Consider the following 3,082-nt stretch of genomic DNA (forward strand, 5'->3'; position numbering starts at 1 on the left):
ACACCACCAACACCGAGCCCGCCAATGCCACTACCAGCGACGGCACCAACAACCAGCACCCGATCACGAACTACAGCTGGAGTACTAACCGCCCGCAACGCTCACGACCCCGGCAAAACGGAAGTACGTCGAGCGTCTTCCCCGTCGCATTCGGCAGTACTCCGGCGAGTGGGACGACAGGCTGTAATGGGGCCGTTCGGCGGATTGCCCTGGTCTGCCGATGTTCACGTATGTGGACCCGCGTTCACATATATGTGCAGGTCAAACCGGGTTTCGAGAGTTCTTGCCGTAGGGGTGTGCGTTCACTCATGATCTAGGCATGACGGAGCCGAGGGAAGTAGTAATCACAGGCGGGGGCACGGGAATCGGGTACGCCGCCGCCGCGTTGTTCGCGAAGGCGGGCGACAACGTCACCATCACCGGACGCCGGGAAAAGGTGCTGTCGGAGGCGGCGACATTACTGGGTGCCCGTTATGTCGCGTTCGACGCGGCCGATCCCGCCGCGGTGCAGAACGCGCTGGCCGAATTGCCGCAGCGCGTGGATGTGCTCGTGAACAACGCCGGCGGGAACACCGATCGTCAGCGTGAAGCGCCCGCCGAGGGCGATCTCGCCGGGCTGGCCGACGCCTGGCACGCGAACCTCGACGCGAACGTGCTGACCGCCGTGCTGGTGACGGCGGGCCTGAAACCGCGGTTCGCCGACAACGCGCGGATCGTCACGATCGGCTCGATCGCCGCGAAGCAGGGCTCCGGTTCGTACGGGGCGTCGAAGTCGGCGGTCGAGGCGTGGAACATCGACCTCGCGCGCCAGCTGGCAGGCCGTGGCATCAGCGCGAACGTGATCGCGCCTGGTGTCACCACGGACACCGAGTTCTTCCACGGCACGCTGACCGACGAATGGCTCAAGCCGCGCGTCGCGCTCGCGCTCAACAAGCGCGCGGGCCGCCCGGAGGAGGTCGCGGACGCGATCTTCTACCTGGCCTCGCCAGGGGTCGCGCACATCACCGGCCAGGTGATCCACATCAACGGCGGCGCCTACTCGGGCCGCTGAGCCTGGGAAAAAAATCCCAATGTGGCTTTCGTCAGCTCTGAGCTGACGAAAGCCCCCACATTGGCGTGCTGAAACCTGACGAATGCCGCATTGGGATTTTTTTTGGCTAGGCCGGGGTGACTTTCAGGAGCTTGTCGTCGGTGCCGTCCGAGGTCGTGACGTAGAGGGCGCCGTCGGGGCCGGAGCGGACCGCGCGGAGGCGGCCGAACTTGTCGTCGAACTCCGGGGGCAGGGTGACGTCCACCAGCACGCCGGTCGGATCCAGGCCGAGCAGAAGCATCTTCTGGCCCTTCAACGCGACCACGGCCAGCTTGCCTTCCATCGCGCCCCATTGCTTTCCGCGAAGGAAGTCGGCCGCGCAGATGGCTTCGGTGAGCTTGCCGGTCGACCAGACCGCGGGGACCGCGTCGGGGAAGCGGGAGGTGTCGGTCATCGGCACCGACTCGTCGTAGTCCGCCGAGGTGCCGCCCTTCGACGGGTCCCAGCCGTAGTTCGCGCCCGGCTTGATCAGGTTGACCTCGTCGTCGAACGCCGGGCCGTGCTCGGCGGTGAACACCTGCCCGCCGTCTCGCACGGCGACACCCTGCACGTTGCGGTGGCCGTACGACAAGATCCGCGGGTCGGTGTCGGCCGAGCCGAGAAAAGGGTTGCCGGGCAACGGATTCCCGGTGTGCAGGTCGATGCGCAGCACCTTGCCGCCGAGGCTGCGCCGGTCCTGCGAGATCGACGGCCGCGCGGTGTCGCCGGTGCCGACGAGCAGCGCGCCGTCGGCCGCGAGCGCCGGGCGGCAGCCGGAATGGCGTCCGCTCGGGTTGACCGGCAGCCCGGTCAGCAGGTCACGCACGCGCGTCGCGCGGGTGCCGTCGAGCTTCCAGGTCACCAGCCGCACGTCGTCCGGGTCGCGGTGGGTCTGGCAGGTGGTGAACTCGCCGGTCGCCGCGAAATCCGGATGCACGACCAGGCCCATCAGCCCGCCCTCGCCAGCCACGAGCACATCGCCGAAGTCCGCGTCCACTGTGGACACTTTGCCCGCGTCGATCAGCGCGAGCCTGCCGGGCCGCTGCGGGACGAGCAGCCTGCCGTCCGGCAGGAACCCGACGTCCCAGCCGTGCTCGAGCCCGGCGGCGAGCTGCTCGACCTTGAACCTGCCGGTCGGCGGCGGCGCACTGGTTTCCGCGCTCGAACAGGCTGTGACCAGGCAAAGCAGTACCACTGCCAGTACGCGCATACCCGCCAGTGTCCCTACGTCAGCACCTCGGCGCCACGCTGGGCGTTGCTTTCGGCGGCCTTGAACCGGCGCACGTACCTGGCGGTCAGGCCCAGCAGCAGCGTGATCGTGCCGATCATGAGCACCGGCGACACCGCGACCATGGTGTCGATCGGGAGCCGGAAGCACAGCACCACCCGGACTGCCGCTTCGACGATCAGGCCGGCACCCCAGACCAAGCTGAGCGCCTTGAACCGCCGCCGGGCGGCCGGGTTCTGGTCGTAGAGCTGCTCGAACTCACGCGTCTTCGCCGGGTCACCCGCCCGGAACCTACGGGCCGCCAAGTAGATCAGCGGCTTGCCGACCACACAGCTGATCAGGAAGGCGCCGCCCAGTATGGCGGTGCCGAACGACTCCTTGACCAGCATGAACCGGGGGTCACCGCTGATCAGCGACAACACCAGGCCGATGCCGAACACCCCCAGCATCACGGCAGAGAAGATCTCAAGCCGCCTGAGCCGCACCGTCTCGAACACCATCAGCCCGCCTGCCACCAGCGAAGCCGTCAGCAGCGCCAGCCGGTCGCCCGCGCCGAGGGCGTGCAACACGTAGTAGGCCGCGGTCGGCGGCAGCACGTCGCGAAGAATGGACGGCAGCATCGCCATGATTTTGTTCCGCATCCCTTTTCCCCCTTGAGTTTCTCCGGTACTCAGAACGCTACGGAGCGAACGGGAAGCGCTAGGGGACTGGATGTCACCGGTTCCGGATTACATTTGTCACGGGCGCGGCGCGTTGTGGTCGTGAGCGTTGCGGGCGGTCAGAAC

At 67.4% G+C, this 3,082-nt stretch carries 3 protein-coding genes; 1 reads left to right on the forward strand and 2 read right to left on the reverse strand.

Features of this window, described 5'->3' with window-relative positions:
* The first annotated feature begins 319 nt into the window (after positions 1-319).
* A complete protein-coding gene (locus ACFV15_RS48020) occupies positions 320-1,051 on the forward strand; it encodes an SDR family NAD(P)-dependent oxidoreductase (protein ID WP_378360203.1) in 732 nt (243 codons plus the stop codon).
* Between the two features lie 106 nt (positions 1,052-1,157).
* Here ACFV15_RS48020 and ACFV15_RS48025 read toward each other — a convergent pair whose 3' ends face one another.
* Both ACFV15_RS48025 and ACFV15_RS48030 read right to left on the reverse strand, forming a co-directional pair.
* Positions 1,158-2,279 (reverse strand): PQQ-dependent sugar dehydrogenase, encoded by a 1,122-nt coding sequence (locus tag ACFV15_RS48025; protein WP_378360205.1) that lies wholly within the window; start codon positions 2,277-2,279, stop codon positions 1,158-1,160.
* A gap of 14 nt (positions 2,280-2,293) precedes the next feature.
* The gene (locus tag ACFV15_RS48030; protein ID WP_378360207.1) at positions 2,294-2,938 is read right to left on the reverse strand and encodes a VC0807 family protein; all 645 of its coding nucleotides are present in this window, start codon (positions 2,936-2,938) and stop codon (positions 2,294-2,296) included.
* Between the last annotated feature and the right edge of the window lie 144 nt (positions 2,939-3,082).

The sequence above is a fragment of the Amycolatopsis sp. NPDC059657 genome, assembly GCF_042734395.1.
Classification (GTDB): domain Bacteria; phylum Actinomycetota; class Actinomycetes; order Mycobacteriales; family Pseudonocardiaceae; genus Amycolatopsis.